A 21,584-nucleotide genomic window follows, 5' to 3' on the forward strand; every position below is an offset into this window, starting at 1 on the left:
ACATGCTCATAGCAAGACTGCCATTCGTCGCGATCGGGGAACGCGGATCGACGCCAGGCCAGTTCATGGTCCGGCATCTGGTGTTGCCGTCGCCCGCACTGTCTCCCACGGCCTGGCCCCAAGGACCATCCGGTGATCAGAATGAATATGGACCACTCACGCCCCTCGTACGACGGCTAAGAGACATCGGTTACCTGTCGACGACGACGTATCTCAACACTCCGGGCGCGGCGGCGCTAAGCGAAGTGGCTGCATATCTGGTGCGGCATGACAGCAAAAGCGTCGATTGGGTCAGCTTAACAGCGACCGTGCCGTCGAGTGTCGCCGATCGCTTTCTCAGCGGCATAAACGCACTCGAAGAGTCGGGTCTACTGCGTCGCGAGATTTATCAACAACGGGTTTTGCTTCGCTTCCAGCAACCGGAGTTGCGCGAGCTGGTCGCGGGGATATGGACCGCACGATCGACGCTGCCGTTGGGATATGCCATGCGCCGCGGCATATCCGCATTCACCGGTGAGATCCTGCAGCGGGTGCTGACGGGCGAACCGAATGTGGACATATGGCCGCGTGCGATGAAGCTGGCGGCCGAGCAGGGTTGGCTTCAACCCGTCGGCGACGTGAACCGAGTGCTCGCTGGAATGACGGGAAAGGATCTGTCGCTGGATGCTCAATGGCTGGCTGAGACGTGGATCCGCGCCGGAGATCACGAACAGATCGCATTCGTCAGCAAGCTTCCCCATACGGTGGCCAACGACGTAACGCGGTTTCTCTGGGGCCGTCTGCTGTCGCGAACTTCCTTCGAAACCAATCGAGCGGTGCGTCGGGCCATAGCGCACCGACTAGGCGGCAACGGCTCAACCACATGGAGCGCTCTCGCCGAGGACTGGCGAATGTTGGTGCGAGTAGCCCGCTCCGGCGGCCTCGCGTGGCATCAGCGACAGGAATCCGCGTGGCAAACGTACGGACTCCCCGTGGCGACACTCTGCTGGATCCTGCTGCCATCAGTCTGGCTGACCTGTGACAGCACCGATCGCGCAGACGTCGAGGAACTCCTTATCGCGCTGGCCAATTCCGCGTGTCCAGGCGGAGGCCTTGAACGCGACGCGGCTGCAGACATCGGAATCGAGATATCTCTGGGCGAGGGGTACAAGGACATGTGCACCCTCGCCGGCAGGCAGACGACTGAGATTTCGGATGCACTATGGCGTCTGATCCGAACCATGGCACTGCGCGGCACATCCTGGGTGAGCAAACTGTATGCGTTTCAATCTATTGTCTTGCTCGCATTGCGAAGTGAAGAGTGGCAAACCGACCTGAAACACCTATGCGCGACCATTGTGTTACGTCGGCAGCATCCGGTTTATCGCGAGTATGTGCGATACGTGTCGGAGGTCATGAACGCGGACGGGTCAGGGCTAGAAACCGTGGCGAGATCGGCTCTGTGGATCGACGACACGGAGACCCTACAACGAGGGGGCGCCGGGCTCGCTGACCCGTGTGTCCAAATCCTCGGTACGACGACGCTGCTTCTCAATATGGTCGAAGCACGCATCAGGAGCTCAGGCGATTGGGAATCACAGCAAGCGGCTCGGGTCGCTGCGCTCATCAGTCCGGTGCTGCCATCGTGTCTGTCCAGCCGTCGGGCCGCTATCGGATCGATTGTCGCCGAGTGCGCGTGTGAGATGCGGCTGTACGGGCCTGGCCTGAACTCCGTGTCGATACGCTCGATCTCGCCGGCGTTCGCCAACCGCTGCGTATCTTCGATCCGACGCGAAGGGGAAAAGCCGACGTCACACACTCTGCGCTTCTCGTTGTCCGCTCAGGCATTGAGAGTCCACATGCTTCGGATCGCCCGCGGGCACCCACGCAGGTCGCAATGATGAGCCTCCGGCGGTGGCGCGTTGCGAGCGAGCCGCCGAGCGCCAGCGAGGCGGCGTGGCCGTGCAGCGTAGCGCCCAGCGCGTGGAGCGCGTGCGCGGTAGCGCCATGGTTCGCGTAGCGGCCGAGCCTCTGGGCGAGGACGCGGAGCAGGGTGGGCGGGCGGGTGCAGTTCAGCGCGGAGCGCGTCCGCCGAAGGCGGAGGTCAATTGATAGACATCCCCCTGCCGCGTTGCCGACTCAAGCCTTCGAAACGAGAACGAATGGCACGCCCGCGAAGCCAGCTCGTCGGCGGAACGTTCGCCCTAGGTTGTGAGGGCCTGTCTCTCTTATGCGCTGAAGACGAACGCATGACGGCGCTCGTACGCGAGGCACACGACAACGACTTTCGAGTAGTTGTCAGTGGGCTAAAACCGATCGAAGCGCACAACATAGGTATCAAGAACAACCGCCTGGCATGGTGCCTCTCCCGACTCAGCGTCGAGCCAGTGAGCGAAGAAATCGCCGGCGCGCCATTGACCTTCTTCGGGCAACTGGGCTGCACGGTCACAAGTACGCGATCGACGCCGTGGTCGCGGCCACGGCGTTGCAAGCGGCTAAACCGATCGCGATCGCCACCCCTGACGCGGACGATATGCGGAAACTGTGCGGCAAGCTTGTATGCATCGTGCTCGTATAGGGCGACCATCAGGAGACGCGGCTGACGTCCTGGCCCGGCGGCGCAGCTTCCAGCCAGGATAGGAACCCGGTCAGCGCGTCGGGCGACATCGCCAACTCCACCAGGCCGGTGCCGAACTTGCACTCCACGATGGTCCAGCCGGGGAAGAGCGCCAACTCCTCCTGGCCCTCCGTGTCGCGGCGGGCGACCACTTCGAGATCACGGCGGGTGAGCACTGCGGCCGGGCGGTACGCGTAGGAGAAGATGCGGTACCAGTCGATCCGGTCATTCTCGTATTGCGCTATTCCGTAGGACCAGCCTCGGCCCGCTCGTACCGCCGACGCACTCAGCGGGGTACGGGTGCCGCGCCGGTGCGGTTCCGCTCCCGCCGCTTCCATCCCCGCCCCTGCGCCCGCACCGTACAACTCGCCGTCGCCGCGGGTGCGCGCCTCGCCGTTCGCCTGCGCGTGAGACTGCCCGAAATGCACCGCAGCCCGCGCCGACCCTGGGGTCAGACGCAGGCTGCAATCGAAAGTGCCGCCACGGCGGCGGATCACCACCCGCCGGGTGAACAGCGCGCCTATGGCACATAGCAACACCAGGGCCACGGCGGCGAGCCACTCCAGCAGTGCGGTGACGATCATCACCGACACCGCCACCGCTCGCCAAGGCCGCTCATCGTTGCCGTTGCGTGCACGATTCTCCGTTGCCGTCGCTCACTCGCACCTTGCCTCGTCGCGGTCAGGCTGCGAACTTCTCGCAGTCAGCCATCGCCGATCCCGGTGCTACGCACTACCACCCGACGTGACTCGTATACGTAGTATCTCTTGCGCCGACGAACTTTCGCGCACCTACTGTGCGGTTACCCGACCCGCCGCCCTCAAGCGCAGCTCAGCGCGCTCAGCCGCGGCCTCGGAATCGCGGTCGAACTCCCCGGCTCGGGCCCGGGCCAGAGCCTCCTCGGCCCTTGCGACGTCAATGTCACCGCTCAGCTCCGCCGCCTCGCTCAGCAGCGAGACCCGGTTCTCGTCCACCGCGATGAAGCCGCCGTGCAGCGCCACCCGCAGGGTCTCCCCCGGCGCGCCGTCCTCGACCGTCTTGATCACGGCGACCGAGGGCTTGAGCACCGACATGATCGGCTGGTGACCGGGCAGGACGCCGACGTCGCCGTCCGCGGTCTTGGCGATCACCATGGACGCCTTGCCGGACCAGACCTCGCGGTCGGCCGCGACCAGCGCCACTTCGAGTTCAGCCACGGTGCGGCTCCTCCACTCTTGATGCGAAAGGCTGGCTGGCTGGATCCGCCGGGCGCGGGAGCGCGGTACTCACTCCCGCTCCCGGCCCGGCAGACCCGGCTGCGCACTGCTCCTGCTACTTCGTCAGTTCCTTGTACTTGCGCTCGAGGTCCTCGAGCCCGCCGCACATGAAGAACGCCTGCTCCGGCACGTGGTCGTACTTGCCGTCCGCGATCGCCGTGAACGCGGCGATGGTCTCGTCCAGCGGCACGAACGATCCCTCGAGGCCGGTGAAGACCTTCGCCACGAAGGTGTTCTGGGACAGGAAGCGCTCGATCCGCCGCGCGCGCTGCACGGTGATCTTGTCCTCCTCGGACAGCTCGTCCACGCCCAGGATCGCGATGATGTCCTGCAGGTCCTTGTACTTCTGCAGGATCGCCTTGACCCGGCTGGCGGTCTCGTAGTGCTCCCTGGAGATGTACCGCGGGTCGAGGATCCGGCTGGTCGAGTCCAGCGGGTCCACGGCCGGGTAGATGCCCTTCTGGGTGATCGGACGGCTCAGCACCGTCGTCGCGTCCAGGTGGGCGAAGGTGGTGTGCGGCGCCGGGTCGGTGATGTCGTCGGCGGGCACGTAGATCGCCTGCACCGAGGTGATCGAGTGACCACGGGTGCTGGTGATCCGCTCCTGCAGCTCGCCCATCTCGTCCGCCAGGGTCGGCTGGTAGCCCACCGCGGACGGCATACGGCCGAGCAGCGTGGAGACCTCGGAGCCGGCCTGGGTGAAGCGGAAGATGTTGTCGATGAACAGCAGCACGTCCTGCTTCTGCACGTCGCGGAAGTACTCCGCCATGGTCAGCGCGGACAGCGCGACGCGCAGCCGGGTGCCCGGCGGCTCGTCCATCTGGCCGTAGACCAGCGCGGTCTTCTCGATGACGCCGGTCTCGGTCATCTCCGCGATCAGGTCGTTGCCCTCACGGGTGCGCTCGCCGACTCCGGCGAACACCGACACGCCGCCGAAGTTCTCCGCGACCCGGTAGATCAGCTCCTGGATCAGCACGGTCTTGCCCACGCCCGCGCCGCCGAACAGGCCGATCTTGCCGCCGTTGACGTACGGGGTGAGCAGGTCGATGACCTTGATGCCGGTGGTGAACATCTCGGTCTTCGAGTCCAGCTGGTCGAAGCTGGGCGCCTTGCGGTGGATCGGCCAGCGCTCGGTGACCTCGAAGCGCTCGCCCTCCTTGAGGTTGAGCACGTCGCCGGTCACGTTGAACACGTGGCCCTTGGTGATGTCGCCGACCGGCACCGAGATGGCCTCGCCGGTGTCCTTCACCTCGGCGCCGCGCACCAGTCCGTCGGTCGGCTTCATCGCGATGGCGCGAACCATGTTGTCGCCCACGTGCTGGGCGACCTCGAGGGTCAGCCGGCGGGTCTCGCCCTGGAAGTCGTAGTCGATGGTCAGCGCGTTGAAGATCGCCGGCATCGCGTCGACGGGGAACTCCACGTCGACGACGGGGCCGATGATCCGCGAGACGCGGCCGACGCCGGTCGTGGTCTCAGTGGTCGTCGTCATTCCTTCTCCGTCACGGTTTCAGCGGCCTTCGGTTGTGATCGGCGCTGTCTCATGGCTACTGGTTCTCCGCTGAGGCGTCGGCCAATGCGTTCGCGCCGCCGACGATCTCGCTGATCTCCTGGGTGATCTCCGCCTGGCGGGCGCTGTTGGCCAGCCGGGTGTACTGCTTGATGAGATCGGTGGCGTTGTCCGTCGCCGACTTCATCGCCCGCCGCCGCGCCGCGTGCTCCGAGGCCGCGGACTGCAGCAGCGCGTTGAACAGCCGCGCCTTGATGTATTGCGGCAGCAGCGCGTCGAGCACCTCGGGGGGAGAGGGCTCGAACTCGTAGAGCGGGAAGACTCCGCCGGCCGGGGCCTCGGTGGTCTCCTCGATCTCCAGCGGCAGGAAGCGAGCCGCGACAGGGGTCTGCGAGAGCATCGAGATGAAATGGGTGGAGACCACGTGGATCTCGTCGACCCCGCCGTTCTCACCGCCCTTCTCGAATGCCTCGATCAGCGCGTCGCCGATCGCCGCCGCGTCGCCATACTGCGGGTTGTCGGAGAACCCGCTCCACTCGCCGGCCATCGGCACTGCGCGGAAGCGGTAGTACGCCGCGCCCTTGCGGCCGACGACGTACCGGTCGACTTCCTTGCCCTCGCTGCGCAGCAGCGCGGCCAGCTGCTCCGCCTGCTTGATCGCGCCGGTGTTGTAGGCGCCGGCAAAACCGCGGTCCGCGGTGATCAGCAGGATCGCCGCGCGCCGCAGCTGCGGCCGCTCGCCGATCAGCGGGTGCTTGGCGTTGGAGTGCGAGGCGACCGCGGACACCGCGCGGGTGATCTCCCGCGCGTACGGGGTCGACTGCGCGACACGCTGCTGCGCCTTGACGATGCGCGCCGTGGCGATCAGCTCCTGGGCGCGGGTGATCTTCTTCGTCGAGGAGACGGACGCGATGCGCCGCCGATAGACGCGAAGTTGCGCTCCCACGGCCTCAGCCCTCCCTTCCGGATTCGAACTGCCCGGACGCGCCGGGCTGCACAGTGCTCACGGTAGGCGCCTTAGCCCTTCGCGTGCCGGGTGATCGTCTCCTGGCCCACCTGCGAGGGGTCGAGCGGGGTGACCGCCTCGCCGCCGCGCAGCAGCTTGCCCGCGCCGGTCTCGAAGGTGTTCTTGAAGCCGTCGATCGCCGAACGCAGCAGCCCGATGGTGTCGTCGGAGAGCTTGTCGTTGGTGGCCGCGATGCTCTGCAGGATCTCCGGGTGCGCGGACTTGAGGTGGTCGAGGAACTCGCGCTCGAAGCGGCGCACGTCCTCGGCCGGGACCTCGTCCAGCTCGCCCGAGGTGCCGGACCAGATCGAGACCACCTGGTCCTCGACCGGGTACGGGGTGTACTGCGCCTGCTTGAGCAGCTCGACCATCCGCTGGCCGCGGGCCAGCTGCGCCTTCGAGGCGTCGTCGAGGTCTGACGCGAAGGCCGCGAACGCCTCCAGGTCGCGGAACTGGGCCAGGTCCACGCGCAGCGATCCGGAGACCTGACGCATCGACTTGACCTGCGCCGCGCCGCCGACCCGGGAGACCGAGGTACCGACGTTCACCGCGGGACGCACGCCCGAGTTGAACAGGTCGGTCTCCAGGAAGCACTGGCCGTCGGTGATGGAGATCACGTTGGTCGGGATGAACGCGGAGATGTCGTTGCCCTTGGTCTCCACGATCGGCAGGCCGGTCAGCGAGCCGGCGCCCATGTCGTCGGACAGCTTCGCGCAGCGCTCCAGCAGCCGGGAGTGCAAGTAGAACACGTCGCCGGGGTAGGCCTCGCGGCCCGGCGGGCGGCGCAGCAGCAGGGACATCGCGCGGTACGCCTCGGCCTGCTTGGACAGGTCGTCGAACACGATCAGCACGTGCTTGCCGGCGTACATCCAGTGCTGCCCGATCGCGGAACCCGTGTACGGCGCGAGGTACTTGAAGCCCGCCGGGTCGGACGCCGGGGAGGCCACGATCGTGGTGTACTCCAGCGCGCCGTTGTCCTCCAGCGCCTGGCGCACCGCCGCGATCGTCGAGCCCTTCTGGCCGATGGCGACGTAGATGCAGCGCACCTGCTTCTTCGGGTCGCCGGTGGCCCAGTTCGCCTTCTGGTTCAGGATCGTGTCGATGCACACCGCGGTCTTGCCGGTCTGCCGGTCGCCGATGATCAGCTGACGCTGGCCGCGGCCGATCGGGGTCATCGAGTCGATGGCCTTGATGCCGGTCTGCAGCGGCTCGTTGACCGACTGGCGCTGCATGACCGAGGGCGCCTGAAGTTCCAGGACGCGCCGGGTCTCCGCCTCGATCGGGCCGAGGCCGTCGATCGGGTCGCCGAGCGGGTTGACCACCCGGCCGAGGAAGCCGTCGCCGACCGGGGTGGACAGGATCTCGCCGGTGCGCCGGACCGTCTGGCCCTCTTCGATCTCGGCATAGTCGCCCATGACGACGACGCCGATCTCCCGCACGTCGAGGTTCAGCGCGATGCCAAGGGTCCCGTCCTCGAACTTCAGCAGCTCGTTCGTCATGGCCGAGGGCAGGCCCTCGACCTTGGCGATACCGTCGCCGATCTCGGTGACCGTACCGATCTCGTCGACGTTCGCGGCCGAAGGCTCGTACGACGAGACGAAGCGCTCCAGCGCGTCCCGAATCTCCTCGGGACGGATCGTGAGCTCCGTCATGAGTCTTCCCTTACTCCCTAGGTTCTCGGGGCCTTCGCCCGCGATTTCGGTACTGCACGCCCTCGATCGGAGGGCTACGTCTGACGGTTGGTCATCAACCTGCTACTGCGACACGCGCCGCGCGGCCTCACCGAGGCGCCCGGCGACCGAGCCGTCGATGATGTCGTCGCCGATCCGGATGACCATGCCGCCGATGAGGGCCTGGTCCAGCTCCACGTTAAGGCGGATCTCCCGGCCGTAGGCGCGGGCCAGGATGTCGGAGAGCCGCGCGCGCTGCGCCTCGGTCAGCGGCACGGCGGCCGTGACCAGGGCGGTGACCCGCGACCTGCGCTCGGCCGCGATCCGGCTGAGCTCCTCGACTCCGGCCACCGCGTTGCGGCCACGCGGGGCGGCCACCAGGCGGTGGATCAGCCGCAGCGCAGACGGGTTCGCCTTGCCCGCGAGCAGCGAGTCCACCAGCGCGGTGCGCTGCGAGGCCGGGATGCGCTGGGACAGAGCCGCGGCCAGTTCCGGTTCCGCGGCCAGGATCCGGCCGAAGCGGAACAGGTCGTCCTCGACGGCGTCCAGGGCCCCGGCCCGGTCGGCCAGAGCCAGCTCCGCCTCGGTGGCCAGCAGCTCGACCGCGTCGGCCAGATCGCGCGGTGAGGACCAGCGGCCCCGCACCGTTCCCGCGATCAGCTCCACGGCCGGGTCGCCGACCTTCCCGGACAGCAGCGAGGTCACCAGCCGGGCACGCTGCTCCGGTTCCCGTGACGGGTCGGTCAGCAGCCGGCGCAACGTCACGTCGCCGTCGAGCAGCGCGCCGATGGCGGCCAGGTCGTCGGACAACTTGGTGACGTCGGTCGCCGGCACGGCGGTGAGCGCGGCCAGCGACTCCTGCGCCTGCTTGAGCGATTCCCGACTCGCGCCGCGCATCAGCCCACCTGCTCCGCCGCGGCGGCCTCGCCCGCGCGCTGCACGCCGATCCGGCCGTCGAGCTCGTCGAGGAAGCGGTCGATGATCCGCTCCTGCAGCGCGGCGTCGGCCGCGCGCTCCCCGACGATCTTGTCGGCCAGTTCCACGGCGAGCTTGCCGAGATCGGCCTTGAGCACGGAGACCGCGGAGTTGCGGTCGGCGGTCAGCTGCGCCTGCCCGGCGGCCACGATGGACTCGCGCTGCCGGTTGGCCTCCTCGCGGGCCTTGTCGACCAGCGCGGCGCCCTCGGCCTGGGCCTTGGCCCGCACCTCGGCCGCCTCGTGCCGGGACTCGGCCAGACGCGCGGTGAAGTCGGCCTTGATCCGCTCGGCCTCGGCCTGCGCGGCCTCGGCCTTGAGCAGACCGCCCTCGATCGCCTCGGTGCGCTCCTCGAGCAGCTTCCTGATACCAGGCAGAGCCTTGACGTACAGGAAGAAGAACACGATCGCGAACGCGATGATGCCGAGGATCAGCTCAGGGCCGTCCGGGATGACCGGGTTGTGGTCGGCCAGAATCGTGACCTGGGGTCCCACGGTATTGCCTCCTTAAGGCAGTCGTCCGTGAGGAGCGGCTTACTTGAAGACGAACGGCATCACGATGCCGAGGAGCGCGAGCGCCTCGGTCAGCGCGAAACCGATGAACATGTTCGTGCGGATCATGCCGGCGGCCTCGGGCTGGCGGGCCATGGCCTCGACGCCGTGGCCGAAGATCAGGCCGATTCCGACACCCGGGCCGATGGCGGCCAGGCCGTACGCGACCGCGCCGAGCGAACCGGTGACGTTGTTAGCGCCGGCGATGATGTCAACAACAGCAGCGGACATGGGTTGCGTTTCCTTCGGGTCGAACCGGCGGCTCTCCACCGGTTGGCTTGTGGGGACTTGCGGTGCAGCTCAGTGCCCGGCGTTGTAAGACTCGCCGATGTACTGCGCGGTAAGGATCGTGAAGATGTAAGCCTGCAGAGCCTGGATCAGCATTTCGAAGGCGGTCAGCACGACCACCATCACCGCTGAGCCGGCCGCGAAGAGCGCGCCCATCGATGCGCTGGTCAGGTACCAGGTCGCGATCATGAACGTGGCCAGCAGCATGTGGCCGGCGAACATGTTCGCGAACAGCCGGACCATCAGGGTGAACGGCTGGATCACCAGGACCCGCAGCCATTCGACTGGAATCAGGATGATGAGCACCGGGACCGGCACTCCGCTGGGAATCACCTTGCGGAGGAAGCCGATGAACCCGTTCCGCTTGATCGCCTGGTACCAGTAGGTCAGGTACGTCATCAGCACGCATGCGGCCGGGAACGCGATCTTCGAGGTCGCCGGGAACTGGGCGATCGGGATGATCTCCATCAGGTTCATCACCCAGATGAAGAAGAACAGAGAGAACAGGAACGGCACGTAGCGGTCCCCGGACTTGCCGATCATCGGCCGGGCGATCTGATCCCTGATGAACAGGTATCCGAGCTCTCCCACGTTCTGCGACCCGCGCGGCACCAGCTTCGGCCGGCGGAACGCGAAGTAGAAGTACGTGCACACGATCCCGGCGCAGATCAGCGCGAGCAGCATCGGCTTGGTGAAGTGGAACCCGCCGATCGAGAAGATCGGGCTGAAATAGAAGTCATCGAGCGACGGCGCGGGAAACCCGCACCCGGAGCCCAGGTGGCAGCCCGAGGCGAGCACTGTGCTCGCGGTTGCCGTGGTACTCACCGGTTCACTCCTTCGGCTTGGCGCATCGCAGTCGCCGGTGCGGGACTGATGTTGAAGTGGGCTTGCAGGACTGTAACTGTCTGGGACTGCTCGAGCCGATTCGCGGGCCCGTTTTCACCGATTTCGCCGGCCTGTTCACCGCCGGTTCTCGCGGGCCTCGGCTCGGGTACAACGGAGCGTCACTTCGCCCGGCTGCCGCCGTTCGCCGCCTTGCTCACGGTGTGGATCGTGTACCAGGTCGAGAGCACCACGCCGAAGAGCACGCCGAACAGCAGCAGGATCGGGTGTCCGGTCCACCGTCCGAGAAGGTAGCCGAGTCCGCCGTAGACGGCGATAGCCGAGACCATATGGCCGACGATGCCCCACATGGTGGCGTCGGTCTGTTTGGCCTCCTCCAGCACCGACTTGTCGTCGGCGGGCGGCTCAGCGGGTGTTCGGGTCGTCGGGCTCATCGCCCGCCCCGGTGCGCGCTCCCGCGTGCTCCCGGCAGAGTTCGGCTCCGCGGCGGCGCCGCAACGAGTGGCCGGGACGCGCGCGGTGGCTGATCCGGGCGGCGGCTCGTCGGCGCATGGTGGTCATCGGGGCTCACAGCTGCCCGGGCTCGACGTAGAAGGTCTTGGCCTTCATCCACGAGCGCACTTGGGTGCCGCTCCAGCACAGGACGCACGCGATCGCGGTGATCCCGAAGGCCCGCGGGTTGAACAGCGTGGTGTCGCGGAACTGTGCGGTGACCACGGCGAGAATCAGGATCTTGACGAGGTAGGTGGCCAGCGCGGTGATCATCATGCTCTGCGGGCTCACCCGCGCCGCGCGGCCGACCACTACCGTGGAGATCAAGAAGAAGAGGGTGACCATGAGCAGCGCCAGCGCGGCGCCGAGCACTCCCTTGCCGCCCGCGGCGATGCCTGCGATGACGGCGCACAGCACACCAACGGCCGCCGTGGGCACGGCACATTGCCGTAGCGCGCGGACGTCGTCGGCCTGCATGGTGTGGCTCCGGAGGGCTCGTGGGGTCTGGGCTCGGGGTCACGGGCTGCGTCATATGCTGCGTCGTATTAAGTGCGTGCGGGCGGGCAGGTTCCATCGGCTGCGGTCGTGTCCTCGATGGTTCCTTGCTCGTGAAACCTATCACAAACGGCAGAGCACGTCTTTACCTGGTCGGCGTGGTCTCGATCACGTACGACACGCGGGAAGTGCCGATTTCCTCGCGTATCCAGCCACTGATTGCGCAGCCGCAGCTCAGCTATGCGGCCGCCGCGTTTCTGAGGCACTGTGCACAAGGTCGGGCCACTGCGGAGGCGTCGCGCCCTCGGTGTGGAAAGCCGCCGCGACCGGAGCGCCCCGGCGTGCGCGGGCGGCGGCGTGCCGCGCGGAACGCCGATCCGCGCGCGCGTCCATGCGCCTACGCACCTGCGGGAGCAAGAGGATCAGCAGCCACAGGCCGAGGGCGCCCATCGCGAAGAGGATCGGCGGGCGGTGCGGCGGCGTGACGGTTACCAGGATCACGGCCCCGGAGATCAGAGCGGCCCACAGGTACATGATCAGAACCGCGCGTTGCCTGGAGTGGCCGATCTCCAGCAGCCGGTGGTGCAAATGCTGCTTGTCCGCGGAGAAGGGCGAAAGCCCGGCGGCAGTGCGCCGGACCACCGCCATGATCATGTCGATCATCGGCAGCGCCAGGCAGGAGAACGGCAGCACCAGCGGGATGTAGACGGCCAGGCTCTTGTGCGTCGCCGCGGTCTGCGTGTGCGCGGCCTGCAGCATCAGGTCCTGGTCGATCTGGCCGATGGCCAGAATGGTGGTGGCGGCCAGCAGCAGGCCAAGCAGCATCGAGCCGGTGTCGCCCATGAAGATGCGAGCCGGGGACCAGTTGTGGCACAGGAAGCCCAAGCACATCCCGACCACGATCGCGGCGATCATCACCGCCGGGGCGGCGCTCGAGATGAAGTAGCCGACCTGAAGCCGGTAGCCGAAAACGAAGAACGCGAGGGCGGCGATGGCGCACATACCGGCGGCCAGCCCGTCGAGCCAGTCCACGAAGTTCACCGCGTTGATCATGATGACCACGATGAGGATCGACAGCACGGCGGAACTGGTCGGGTCGAGCACGACCGTGCCGTAGCCCGGGATAGGCAGCCACTGGATCTGCACGCCCTTGAGCACCATCACGGAGGCGGCGAAGACCTGCCCGGCCAGCTTGATCAGCGCGTCGACGCCCCAGCGGTCGTCGATGACGCCGAGCAGGATGAGCAGGCCGGAACCCAGCAGCAGACCGGGAACCGCCGTCGACTCGGTGTAAACCCACTGGTGCAGCATCGGCATGTGCCTGGCGAACAACAGTGCGGCGAGGAACCCGAAGTACATCGCCACGCCGCCGAGCCGGGGGGTGGGCACGGTGTGCACGTCACGCTCGCGAACCTCGGGCGGGGGTGCGAAGCGGATGGCGGCCACGCGGACCAGCCCGGTGGTCAAATAAGTGACCACCCAGGCGACCGCCAAGACGACCAGATACTCGCGCATCTAGCTTCGCTCGCCGCCTTCCGGCCGGGGTCAGTGTCGGTGATCAGGGTACGCCGGTCCTCACCTATCAAGAGGACGCCCACCAGCACCGCCCGGTTGCCCGCGTACCGCCGCAACAGCACCTTAGAGCCATCAAACGGCGGATCAACCTGTTTGCCCGGCCGTGTTGTCGCCGGCCGGTAGTCAGGCCTGGTAGAGCGGGAATTCGTCGACCAACTCGGCGACTTCCTTCTGCACCTCGGCGGCGACGGAGCCGTCGGCGTCGCGGACCGCGCGCCCGACGAGCGCCGCGATCCGGTGCATCTCAGGCTCCTTCATCCCTTGAGTGGTCACGGTCGCGGTCCCGACCCGCAGGCCCGAGGTGACCATCGGCTTGGCCGAGTCGTACGGCACGCAGCTGCGGTTGAGCATGATTCCGGCGCGCTCGCAGCGCAGTTCCGCCTCACGGCCGGTGACTTTCACCCCGTCGGCCGTCCGTACCGCGACGCCCGCCGCGCCGCGCAGGTCCAGTACGGCCAAGTGGGTGTCCGTGCCGCCGGACACCGGGCGCATGCCCTCCTGCGCGAGCGCGGTCGTGAGGGCGCGCGCGTTCGACACGACCTGCGTCGCGTAATTGCGGAACTCGGGCCGCGAGGCCTCCGCGAACGCGACCGCCTTGGCCGCGATCGCGTGCATCAGCGGGCCGCCCTGCGAGAACGGGAATACGGCGCGGTCGATCGCGGAGGCCAGTTCGGCGCGGCACAGGATCGCCCCGCCGCGCGGGCCACGCAGCGTCTTGTGCGTGGTCAAGGTGACGACATCGGCGTACGGGACGGGCGAGGGGATGGCCCGCCCGGCGACGAGCCCGGCGAAGTGCGCGGCGTCGACCAGTAGATACGCGCCGACCTCGTTGGCGATCGAGCGGAACGCGGCGAAGTCGATCAGCCGGGAGTAAGCAGTCGCCCCGCAGATGATCAGCTTGGGCCGGTGCGAACGGGCCAGGTCGCGCACCCGGTCGTAGTCGATCAGCTCGGTGTCCTCCCTGACCGGGTAGCCGAGGGTTTCGAACCAGGTGCCGGAGAAGTTGCCCTGCGCGCCGTGGGTGAGGTGGCCGCCGTGTTGCAGCGCCATGGCCAGCACCCGGTCGCCGGGAGTGAGCAGCGCGGCGAAAACGGCGAGGTTCGCGGCCGCTCCGGTGTGCGGCTGGATGTTCGCGTGATCGGCGCCGAACAAGGCGCACGCCCGGTCGACGCCCAGGCGCTCGGCCGCGTCGACCTGTGCGCAGCCTCCGTAGTAGCGCCGTCCCGGGTAGCCCTCGGCGTATTTGTTCGACAGCACCGAGCCGAGCGCGGCCAGCACGGCGGGTGAGGCCGGGTTCTCGCTGGCGATCAGCTGCAGGGTGCCGCGCTGGCGCTCGAGTTCGTCCAGGAGCACCCCGGCGATCTGCGGATCGGTGCGCACCAGCGCGCCGTAGTCCGGGCCGAAGAAGGGGGCGATCGGGTCGGCCGAGGTCGATCGGGGAGCGGCGACTGGGGACATGACCAACGCTCCAAGCTTCGGGGGCGCGGGGAAGATCGCGCGGTTTGCGGGGAATGCCGGATCTTTCCTCACACCATAGGCCGCGCGGGCCAAGACGGCACTGGCAAGAGGTCACCCGAACGGAAGCGCAGTCGCGTCGGGTAACCGGTGAGGGGTCCGTCACGATGTGCCACAGACATAACGGAGAGCATTGAGTCCGGCGCACTGTGTGCAACGAAACCCGTTGCGGATCAACAGAAAGTCGCGAATCAAGGACCGTTCGTTCATGTGAGATCCCCCACAGGGGCTCAAAGTTGAGTTTCGCGGCGCGGCCTGCTTACGGTCGATCCCGTTCGCCAACGCGGACCACGTGGCCGGCACGCCGAATCCTGCCCACCGCCCACGCCGTAACCCAGACCCGAGGGGCAGGAGCGGAGGAACCACTTCTTTCCGCCGGACAGGGCGGCTGCCGGGTGAATCGAGGCAGCGGCCCGGTGCAGGTCCGGCTCGGGGTGAATCCGTGTATCGCGGTAGGGCCACATCTCCGGCCCGAATCCGACAGCTCACTTCGTAGGCGTGGGAGAGGAATCGCTTTTCCATGTCCATTCGTCGTGCTTCCAACGTGCCCGCAGAGGCTGCGGGCGGGCGTCATCGCAAGCCGTCTTATGCCCGCCGGATGATCGCCACGGCGGCGGTCGCCGGCGCGGGTGTGACGATTCCGCTGCTGGTCGCGGGTTCGGCGCACGCATCCTCGATCAACTGGGACGCCGTCGCGCAGTGCGAGTCCGGCGGCAACTGGGCCATCAACACCGGCAACGGCTTCTACGGTGGTCTGCAGTTCACCGAGTCGACCTGGCTCGGCTACGGCGGCGGCGCCTACGCGCACTACGCCAACCAGGCCAGCCGCACCCAGCAGATCGCCATCGCGGAGAAGGTCCTCGCCGGGCAGGGCATCGGCGCCTGGCCCGTCTGCGGTCCGCGTGGCTACTCCTCCGGCGGCAGCTACACCACCACCAACGCCAACGGCGCTGGCTCCGGCTCAAGCAGCAGCCACAAGTCGACCAAGGCCAAGCACTACTCGGCTCCGGTCCAGAAGTCGCACACCGTCACCGCTCCGGCCAAGACCACCGGCCACAGCTACACGGTCGTCTCCGGCGACACGCTGTCCGGGATCGCGGCCAAGGAGGGCATCTCCAACTGGGAGACCCTGTACCAGGACAACCAGTCGGTTGTCGGCTCGAACCCGAACCTGATCTTCCCGGGCCAGGTCCTGCACTTCTGAGCCTGAACCGGTAAGCACAGCGGTCCGCACGCACTGAGGCCCGGCTCCCTTTCGCAAGGGAGCCGGGCCTCGGTGTGCTTGTATTGTGCGCTCGTGTCGTGTGCTTCTTCGGCGCACTTCTGAAGAACCGTCAGCGGATCAGGTTGGGCACGACCTTGGCCAGCTGATCAAACGTCAGCGCGCCCTCGCGCAGCAGCTTCGGCGCGTCACCGGTCAGGTCGACGATCGAGGAGGGCACGTTGTCCGCCGTCGGCCCGCCGTCGAGGTAGATCTCCACCGCGGTACCGAGCTGGTCCTGAGCCTCGGAAGCGGTGGTCGCCGGCGGCTGTCCTGAGCGGTTCGCGGACGACACGCCCATCGGGCCGACCTCGGTCAGCAGCTCGATCGCGACCGGGTGCAACGGCATGCGGACCGCGACGGTGCCGCGTGCGTCGCCCAGGTCCCACTGGAGCGAGGGCTGATGGCGGGTGACGATCGTCAACGCGCCGGGCCAGTAAGCGTCCACCAGATCCCACGCGTTCTCGGGGAACTGTGCGACCAGGCCGTGCAGCGTGGTGGGCGAGCCGACCAGCACCGGCACCGGCATGTCGCGGCCGCGGCCCTTCGCGGCCAGCAGCGCGGCGATCCCGGAGGCTGAGAAGGCGTCCGCGCCGATGCCGTACACCGTGTCGGTCGGCAGGACGACCAGCTCTCCGCGACGCACCGAGCCGGCCGCCTCGCGCAGCCCGGCGGTGCGCTGATCCGGATCCGAACAGTCGTAGCGACGGCTCACCTGCGTGCACCTCTCATCTTCGCTGCTTCGCTGCATCTGAGATCTGACTGCGGCTTACCTTACTGAGAGCGACTGCGGCTACCCGCGGCGGCCTTCCTTGCGCGCGGTCACGAACCGCGGGCGTCCGGTCAGATCTCGGTGGTCGGCCGCCTCGGCCCAGCCGCGTTCCTCCAGGAAGATGCGCTGCACCGCCCCGCCCTGCTGGTCCGAGTGTTCCACAGCGACCCAGCTGCCCGGGCGCAGCAGCCGGAACGCCGTCCGTTCGAGGGAACGGATCATGTCCAGCCCGTCCGGGCCGGAGAAGAGGGCCAGCTGCGGGTCGTAGTCGCGCGCCTCGGTCGAGACGCCCTCCCACTCCTCGAGCGGGATGTACGGCGGATTCGAGACGACCAGATCCACGGTCCCGTTGAGTTCCGACAGCGCGGTGCGCGCGTCGCCGCGGTGCAACGTGACCCGCCTGCCTTCGGCCACTTTCGTTATGTTGCGCTGCGTCCAGGTCAGCGCGTCCTCGGACAGCTCGACCGCGTGGACCCGCGAGCGCGGCACTTCTTGCGCTATGGCCAGCGCGATCGCGCCCGAGCCGCTGCACAGGTCGACGATGACGGGTTCTGCGATGTCCAGGCCGCGCAGCCGGTCGATCGCCCAGCCGACCATGACCTCGGTCTCCGGCCGCGGCACGAACACCCCAGGGCCGACCTCGAGTTCGAGGTAGCGGAAGAAGGCGCGGCCGGTGATGTGCTGCAGCGGTTCGCGGTTCTCGCGGCGGGCGATCGCGGCCCAGAAGCGCGCGTCGAAGTCGCCATCGCGCACCGTGTGCAGCTCGCCGCGCCGTACCCCGTGCACCCACGCGGCCAGTTCCTCGGCATCGGCGCGCGGGGAGTCGACCCCGGCCTCGGCCAGGCGCACGGCCGCGAGCGCGACCTCGGAGAGCAGCAGGTTCAGCGGACGCGCGCCCACCAGCGTCGTCGCGGCCGGCTCTTCGTCCGCCGCCGTCCCATCGCTCACTGCCTCGCCGCTCATGGCTCAGCTCTCCTGGACGCCGAGCTTGGCGGCCAGGTCGGCGTCGACGCAGGACTGGATCACTGGGTCGAGTTCGCCGTCGAGCACCTGGTCCAGGTTGTACGCCTTGAAGCCGGTGCGATGGTCGGAAAGTCGGTTCTCCGGGAAGTTGTACGTGCGGATGCGCTCTGAACGGTCCACGGTGCGCACCTGGCTGCGGCGCGCGTCGGAGGCCTCCTTGTCGGCCTCTTCCTGCGCGTGGGCCAGCAACCTGGCACGCAGGATCCGCATCGCCGACTCCTTGTTCTGGAGCTGCGACTTCTCGTTCTGGCAGGACACGACCACACCGGTGGGCAAGTGCGTGATGCGTACCGCGGAGTCGGTGGTGTTAACGGACTGACCGCCGGGGCCGGACGACCGGAAGACGTCGATGCGTAGGTCGTTCGGATTGATTTCGACCTCGACATCCTCCGCCTCGGGCATGACGAGCACGCCGGCTGCGGAGGTGTGGATGCGGCCCTGGGATTCGGTAACCGGTACGCGCTGTACCCGGTGCACGCCGCCCTCGTACTTCAGGCGCGCCCAGATGCCCTCTCCTGGCGGCGGGGTACCGCGGTATTTGACGGCCAGTGAGACATCCTTGTAGCCGCCAAGATCCGAGTCGGTGGCCTCAAGGATCTCGGTCTTCCAGCCGCGCCGTTCGGCGTAGCGCAGGTACATGCGCAGCAGGTCGCCGGCGAACAGCATGGACTCCTGGCCGCCCTCCCCCGCCTTGACCTCGACGATGACGTCTTTATCGTCGTTCGGGTCGCGCGGGATCAGCAGGTGCTGCAACCGCAGCTCCAGTTCGCCGCGCAACTCCTGGAGGGTGTCGATCTCGTCGGCGAAGGCTGGGTCCTCACGGGCCAGCTCGCGCGCGGCCTCGATGTCCTCGGCGTTGGACTGATACGACCGGTACGTCTCCGCGATCGGGGTCAGCTCGGCGTAACGCTTGCCGAGCTTGCGGGCCAGCGCCTGGTCGGTGTGCACTTGCGGGTCGGCGAGACGCTGTTCAAGCTCGGCGTGCTCGGCCAACAGATCGTCGATCGCCTCGAACACGGTGCTGCACCGGTCCTCTCGTCCTTATGCCGCCCGCGCGGCTGTGAAGTTGACCCGCCACTGACACGAAGCGGCGCCGACGCCGGCAGCGAATGCCTGGCATCGACGCCGCTGTACGCGCTAGTTGCCGGTCTTCTTCTTGCCGCCGAAGCGGGCCTCGAACTTGGCGACGCGGCCGCCGGTGTCGAGGATCTTCTGCTTGCCGGTGTAGAAGGGGTGGCACTGCGAGCAGACTTCGGTGCTGATCCGGCCGCTGGTCGCGGTGGATCGCGTGGTGAAGCTGTTGCCACAGCTGCAGGTCACCTGGGTGACCACGTATTCGGGGTGGATCCCGGACTTCACGATGTGCTCCTCATGGTCGATTTGGCCGCCGGATCGCCCCGCGCGGGGCGTGAACCGGGACCGACGTACCAGTCTGCCAGGGCCGGGCCGTCGACTCCAAAACGGTGATCTTCACACCGTCGGATTGGCTGCCGACTGCCCGTTTACATCCCTGGGCTCCGGTTCCGCAACGGCACCGGAGCCCCGGATATTCCTGGCGTGCGACGGCTGCTACTCGCCGTCCCGCGCCGGGGTGTTCTTCTGGATCTGCATCAGCAGCTCGACGTTCGACTTCGTCTTGCGCATCTGCGTGATCAGCAGCTCAAGGGCCTGCTGCTGGTCCATGTTGTGCAGCAGCCTGCGCAGGCGCCACATGACCGCCAGCTCCTCGGCGCCGAGCAGGATCTCCTCGCGCCGGGTGCTGGAGGCGTCGATGTCCACGGCCGGGAAGATGCGCTTGTCGGCCAGGCGCCGGTCGAGCTTGAGCTCCATGTTGCCGGTGCCCTTGAACTCCTCGAAGATCACCTCGTCGGCCTTCGAGCCGGTCTCCACCAGCGCGGTGGCCAGGATGGTCAGCGAGCCGCCGTTCTCGATGTTGCGCGCCGCGCCGAAGAAGCGCTTCGGCGGGTAGAGCGCGGTCGAGTCGACACCACCGGACATGATCCGGCCGGAGGCGGGCGCGGACAGGTTGTACGCGCGGCCGAGGCGGGTCATCGAGTCGAGCAGCACGACCACGTCGTGGCCCAGCTCCACCAGCCGCTTCGCCCGCTCGATGGCGAGTTCGGCGACCGTGGTGTGGTCCTCGGCGGGCCGGTCGAAGGTGGAGGCGATGACCTCTCCCTTGACCGAGCGCTGCATGTCGGTCACCTCTTCCGGCCGCTCGTCGACGAGCACGACCATGAGGTGGACCTCGGGGTTGTTGACGGTGATCGCGTTGGCGATCGCCTGCAGCACCAGGGTCTTACCGGCCTTGGGCGGCGAGACGATCAGGCCGCGCTGGCCCTTTCCGACCGGGGCGACCAGGTCGATGATCCGGGTGGTCAGCTGGCCGGACTCGGTCTCCAGGCGCAGCCGGTCCTGCGGGTAAAGCGGGGTGAGCTTGGAGAACTCGACGCGGTGGTTCGGGCTGCGCGGGTCGCGCGACTCGCGGGTCTCCTCGGGGGTGACGCCGTTGACGCTGTCCAGCTTGACCAGCGCGTTGAACTTCTCGCGCCGCTCGCCCTCGCGCGGCTGGCGCACCGCGCCGACCACCGCGTCGCCCTTGCGCAGGTTGTACTTGCGGACCTGAGCCAGCGAGACGTACACGTCGTTCGGGCCGGGCAGGTAGCCGGAGGTGCGCACGAAGGCGTAGCTGTCCAGGACGTCCAGGATGCCCGCCACCGGAATCAGGACGTCGTCCTCAGTGATGGTGGACTCGGGCGCGCCGCCCTCGAAGCCCTCGCGGCCACGCCGGCCCCGGTTGTTGCGGTCCCGGTCGCGGTACCGGCTGCGCCGTCCGCGGCTGTCGAACTCCTCGTCCTGGCCGCCGCCCTGGTTATCGCGCTGATTGTCCCGCTGGCTGTCGCGCTGGCTGTCGCGCTGACCATCGCGCTGGTTGTCCCGCTGGCCATCGCGGTTGCCCGGGCGCTCGTTGCCCTGGTGCTGCTGCTGACGGTCACCACGGTCGCCGCGGTCACGGTTGTTGCGGTTGGTGCGGTCGCGGTTGCGCTCCCGGCGGGAGTGCTGGTTAGCGCCGTCACCCGGCGCGTTACCCGTCTGGGCGCTGCCGGTCTGTGCTCCGCCGCTCTGGGTCGCAGCGGACTGCGTGCCCGCCTGGCTCTGCGGCTCGGCAGCTGCGACGGCCTGCGGCGCAGCGCTCTGCGCGGCGACAGGCTGCGCGGTCGCGGCGGGAGCGGCCTCGGCGACCCGGTTCTGCGCCGGGGCGGCCTCTACCGCAGCCTCCTCGCGGCGACCGGGCTGCTCGGGGACGCGGGTCTGCGCGGAGGTGGCCCGGCGGCGGCCGTTGGCACGCTGCGCGGGCGCTGTCGCCTGCTGGGTGGTGGCTGCGGCACCGTTCGAGCCGGTGCCCTCCGCACCACCGGCGGCGGTTCCGGTCGAGGCGGCGGCCGGCGCGGCGGCGCGGGTGGTCCCCGCGGGGGCGCCCTGGCGCTGTTGAATCGCCTCGATCAACTGACCCTTGGGCATCCGGGTCACTCCCTTGATGCCCAACTCAGCGGCCTTGAGTCGCAGTTCAGGCAGCAGGAGGCCGGACAGTCCGGTGCCGGTGCGGCGTCTGCCACGGGCCGCGGACTGGTCGGCGGAGGTCAGTTCGGTGGTATCGCTCACGAAGGGTCCTTCCCTGGAGCGGGCGCCGGTTCCGGGTGGTACCCGGCTCGGCGACCGGTCGTGCCCCGATCCGGCGGGCGGTGACCGATTCGGCAC

Annotated in this window: 20 protein-coding genes and 1 riboswitch; of the genes, 2 read left to right on the forward strand and 18 right to left on the reverse strand. The window is 68.0% G+C overall.

Annotated elements, in window-relative coordinates; translation table 11 throughout:
• Positions 1-1,880 (forward strand): hypothetical protein (locus VN779_RS23435; protein WP_325726950.1); only part of this gene is annotated, 1,880 nt, incomplete at its 5' end.
• A 685-nt stretch (positions 1,881-2,565) separates the two neighbouring features.
• Here VN779_RS23435 and VN779_RS23440 read toward each other — a convergent pair.
• From VN779_RS23440 to glyA, 13 genes are all read right to left on the reverse strand, one after another.
• Positions 2,566-3,180 (reverse strand): DUF2550 domain-containing protein, encoded by a 615-nt coding sequence (locus VN779_RS23440; protein WP_325726952.1) that lies wholly within the window; start codon positions 3,178-3,180, stop codon positions 2,566-2,568.
• A gap of 207 nt (positions 3,181-3,387) precedes the next feature.
• The gene (locus tag VN779_RS23445) at positions 3,388-3,792 is read right to left on the reverse strand and encodes a F0F1 ATP synthase subunit epsilon (RefSeq protein WP_325726954.1); all 405 of its coding nucleotides are present in this window, start codon (positions 3,790-3,792) and stop codon (positions 3,388-3,390) included.
• Between the two features lie 115 nt (positions 3,793-3,907).
• Positions 3,908-5,341 carry a F0F1 ATP synthase subunit beta gene (atpD, locus tag VN779_RS23450; protein WP_325726956.1) on the reverse strand — a complete coding sequence of 478 codons (1,434 nt, stop codon included), beginning with the start codon at positions 5,339-5,341 and terminating at the stop codon, positions 3,908-3,910.
• Positions 5,342-5,396: 55 nt separating this feature from the next.
• On the reverse strand, positions 5,397-6,305 hold the full coding sequence (locus VN779_RS23455; RefSeq protein WP_325726957.1) for a F0F1 ATP synthase subunit gamma: 909 nt from the start codon (positions 6,303-6,305) through the stop codon (positions 5,397-5,399).
• A gap of 71 nt (positions 6,306-6,376) precedes the next feature.
• A complete protein-coding gene (gene atpA, locus VN779_RS23460) occupies positions 6,377-8,017 on the reverse strand; it encodes a F0F1 ATP synthase subunit alpha (protein ID WP_325726959.1) in 1,641 nt (546 codons plus the stop codon).
• Between the two features lie 102 nt (positions 8,018-8,119).
• A complete protein-coding gene (locus tag VN779_RS23465; RefSeq protein ID WP_325726963.1) occupies positions 8,120-8,932 on the reverse strand; it encodes a F0F1 ATP synthase subunit delta in 813 nt (270 codons plus the stop codon).
• Entirely contained in the window at positions 8,932-9,504 is a 573-nt protein-coding gene (locus tag VN779_RS23470; RefSeq protein ID WP_325726965.1) for a F0F1 ATP synthase subunit B, read from the reverse strand. The genes VN779_RS23465 and VN779_RS23470 overlap by 1 nt, the downstream gene beginning before the upstream one ends.
• A gap of 39 nt (positions 9,505-9,543) precedes the next feature.
• Entirely contained in the window at positions 9,544-9,792 is a 249-nt protein-coding gene (gene atpE, locus VN779_RS23475) for an ATP synthase F0 subunit C (RefSeq protein WP_325726967.1), read from the reverse strand.
• 69 nt (positions 9,793-9,861) lie between these two features.
• The gene (atpB, locus tag VN779_RS23480; protein ID WP_325726969.1) at positions 9,862-10,674 is read right to left on the reverse strand and encodes a F0F1 ATP synthase subunit A; all 813 of its coding nucleotides are present in this window, start codon (positions 10,672-10,674) and stop codon (positions 9,862-9,864) included.
• A gap of 179 nt (positions 10,675-10,853) precedes the next feature.
• On the reverse strand, positions 10,854-11,126 hold the full coding sequence (locus VN779_RS23485; RefSeq protein ID WP_325726971.1) for a hypothetical protein: 273 nt from the start codon (positions 11,124-11,126) through the stop codon (positions 10,854-10,856).
• Between the two features lie 133 nt (positions 11,127-11,259).
• Complete coding sequence (locus tag VN779_RS23490; protein WP_325726973.1) at positions 11,260-11,661, reverse strand: hypothetical protein; 402 nt, start codon at positions 11,659-11,661, stop codon at positions 11,260-11,262.
• Between the two features lie 252 nt (positions 11,662-11,913).
• Positions 11,914-13,194 carry an MraY family glycosyltransferase gene (locus VN779_RS23495; protein WP_325726975.1) on the reverse strand — a complete coding sequence of 427 codons (1,281 nt, stop codon included), beginning with the start codon at positions 13,192-13,194 and terminating at the stop codon, positions 11,914-11,916.
• A gap of 183 nt (positions 13,195-13,377) precedes the next feature.
• Entirely contained in the window at positions 13,378-14,712 is a 1,335-nt protein-coding gene (glyA, locus tag VN779_RS23500) for a serine hydroxymethyltransferase (protein ID WP_325726977.1), read from the reverse strand.
• Between the two features lie 372 nt (positions 14,713-15,084).
• Positions 15,085-15,281, forward strand: a riboswitch (cyclic di-AMP (ydaO/yuaA leader).
• A gap of 8 nt (positions 15,282-15,289) precedes the next feature.
• Between glyA and VN779_RS23505 the strand changes: the two genes are divergently transcribed.
• On the forward strand, positions 15,290-15,973 hold the full coding sequence (locus VN779_RS23505; protein WP_325726979.1) for a transglycosylase family protein: 684 nt from the start codon (positions 15,290-15,292) through the stop codon (positions 15,971-15,973).
• A 130-nt stretch (positions 15,974-16,103) separates the two neighbouring features.
• On the opposite strand, the gene VN779_RS23510 is transcribed toward VN779_RS23505, so the two are convergent.
• The 5 genes from VN779_RS23510 to rho all read right to left on the reverse strand — a co-directional run bounded on the left by VN779_RS23510 (position 16,104) and on the right by rho (position 21,488).
• Positions 16,104-16,745, reverse strand: a complete 642-nt coding sequence (locus tag VN779_RS23510) for an L-threonylcarbamoyladenylate synthase (protein ID WP_325726981.1) — start codon at positions 16,743-16,745, stop codon at positions 16,104-16,106.
• A gap of 78 nt (positions 16,746-16,823) precedes the next feature.
• Positions 16,824-17,687, reverse strand: a complete 864-nt coding sequence (gene prmC / locus VN779_RS23515; RefSeq protein ID WP_349260910.1) for a peptide chain release factor N(5)-glutamine methyltransferase — start codon at positions 17,685-17,687, stop codon at positions 16,824-16,826.
• Positions 17,688-17,768: 81 nt separating this feature from the next.
• Positions 17,769-18,842, reverse strand: a complete 1,074-nt coding sequence (gene prfA / locus VN779_RS23520; protein WP_325726985.1) for a peptide chain release factor 1 — start codon at positions 18,840-18,842, stop codon at positions 17,769-17,771.
• A 120-nt stretch (positions 18,843-18,962) separates the two neighbouring features.
• On the reverse strand, positions 18,963-19,184 hold the full coding sequence (rpmE, locus tag VN779_RS23525; RefSeq protein WP_325726987.1) for a 50S ribosomal protein L31: 222 nt from the start codon (positions 19,182-19,184) through the stop codon (positions 18,963-18,965).
• 210 nt (positions 19,185-19,394) lie between these two features.
• Complete coding sequence (gene rho, locus VN779_RS23530; protein ID WP_325726989.1) at positions 19,395-21,488, reverse strand: transcription termination factor Rho; 2,094 nt, start codon at positions 21,486-21,488, stop codon at positions 19,395-19,397.
• Positions 21,489-21,584 lie beyond the last annotated feature (96 nt).

Origin of the sequence: Actinocrinis sp., from assembly GCF_035605935.1 — a bacterium.
Classification (GTDB): domain Bacteria; phylum Actinomycetota; class Actinomycetes; order Streptomycetales; family Catenulisporaceae; genus Actinocrinis.

Bases quoted from the DNA above. Each gene is read 5' to 3' on its own strand.
- VN779_RS23485 (WP_325726971.1), bottom strand. From the start codon at position 11,126: ATGAGCCCGACGACCCGAACACCCGCTGAGCCGCCCGCCGACGACAAG.
- VN779_RS23505 (WP_325726979.1), top strand. From the start codon at position 15,290: ATGTCCATTCGTCGTGCTTCCAACGTGCCCGCAGAGGCTGCGGGCGGG.
- VN779_RS23490 (WP_325726973.1), bottom strand. From the start codon at position 11,661: ATGCAGGCCGACGACGTCCGCGCGCTACGGCAATGTGCCGTGCCCACG.
- VN779_RS23495 (WP_325726975.1), bottom strand. From the start codon at position 13,194: ATGCGCGAGTATCTGGTCGTCTTGGCGGTCGCCTGGGTGGTCACTTAT.
- atpD (WP_325726956.1), bottom strand. From the start codon at position 5,341: ATGACGACGACCACTGAGACCACGACCGGCGTCGGCCGCGTCTCGCGG.
- VN779_RS23440 (WP_325726952.1), bottom strand. From the start codon at position 3,180: ATGATCGTCACCGCACTGCTGGAGTGGCTCGCCGCCGTGGCCCTGGTG.
- VN779_RS23465 (WP_325726963.1), bottom strand. From the start codon at position 8,932: ATGCGCGGCGCGAGTCGGGAATCGCTCAAGCAGGCGCAGGAGTCGCTG.
- atpA (WP_325726959.1), bottom strand. From the start codon at position 8,017: ATGACGGAGCTCACGATCCGTCCCGAGGAGATTCGGGACGCGCTGGAG.
- glyA (WP_325726977.1), bottom strand. From the start codon at position 14,712: ATGTCCCCAGTCGCCGCTCCCCGATCGACCTCGGCCGACCCGATCGCC.
- atpE (WP_325726967.1), bottom strand. From the start codon at position 9,792: ATGTCCGCTGCTGTTGTTGACATCATCGCCGGCGCTAACAACGTCACC.